Annotated in this window: 1 protein-coding gene; it reads right to left on the bottom strand. The window is 62.5% G+C overall.

The window, feature by feature from the left end; all coding sequences use genetic code 11:
- On the bottom strand, positions 1–1,169 hold a 1,169-nt coding region (gene tuf / locus AC1D0N_RS31855; RefSeq protein WP_477250583.1), incomplete at its 3' end, for an elongation factor Tu.

Here is a 1,169-nt window from a genome sequence, read left to right on the forward strand (position 1 = left end):
TTGATGGTGACGACGATGCCGGCACCGACGGTGCGGCCGCCTTCACGGATGGCGAAGCGCAGCTTCTCTTCCATGGCGATCGGCACGATCAGCTCGACATCGACCGTGATGTTGTCGCCCGGCATCACCATCTCGGTGCCTTCCGGCAGCGACACAATGCCGGTCACGTCCGTCGTGCGGAAATAGAACTGCGGACGGTAGTTGGTGAAGAACGGCGTGTGACGGCCACCTTCGTCCTTGGTCAGGATGTAGGCTTCGGCCACGAACTTCTTGTGCGGCTTGACCGTACCGGGCTTGGCCAGAACCTGGCCGCGCTCGACACCTTCACGGTCAACGCCGCGCAGCAGCGCGCCGATGTTGTCGCCAGCCTGGCCCTGGTCGAGCAGCTTGCGGAACATTTCGACACCCGTGCAGGTCGTCTTGGTCGTCGGACGGATGCCGATGATCTCGAGTTCCTCGCCGACCTTGACGATGCCGCGCTCGACGCGGCCGGTGACGACCGTGCCACGGCCCGAGATCGAGAACACGTCTTCGATCGGCATCAGGAACGGCTTGTCCAGCGGACGAACCGGGGTCGGGATGTAGGCATCGACCGCAGCCATCAGCTCGCGGATCGCGTCTTCGCCGATCGTCTTGTTCGAATCTTCAAGAGCCGCCAGCGCCGAACCCTTGACGATCGGAATGTCGTCGCCGGGGAATTCGTTCTTCGACAGAAGCTCGCGCACCTCGAGCTCGACCAGTTCGAGCAGCTCGGCGTCGTCGACCTGGTCGACCTTGTTCAAGAACACCACGATCGACGGCACGCCGACCTGACGGGCAAGCAGGATGTGCTCGCGGGTCTGCGGCATCGGGCCGTCGGCGGCCGAAACGACCAGGATCGCGCCGTCCATCTGCGCGGCACCGGTGATCATGTTCTTCACATAGTCGGCGTGGCCGGGGCAGTCGACGTGGGCATAGTGGCGGGCAGCCGTCTCGTATTCGACATGCGCCGTCGAAATGGTGATGCCGCGGGCCTTCTCTTCCGGCGCCGCATCGATCTGGTCGTAGCGCTTGTATTCGCCAAAATACTTGGTGATCGCCGCCGTCAGCGACGTCTTGCCATGATCGACGTGGCCAATCGTGCCAATGTTCACATGAGGCTTGTTACGCTCGAATTTACCTTTTGCCAT

The sequence above is a fragment of the Mesorhizobium sp. P2_E10 genome (genome assembly GCF_056404235.1).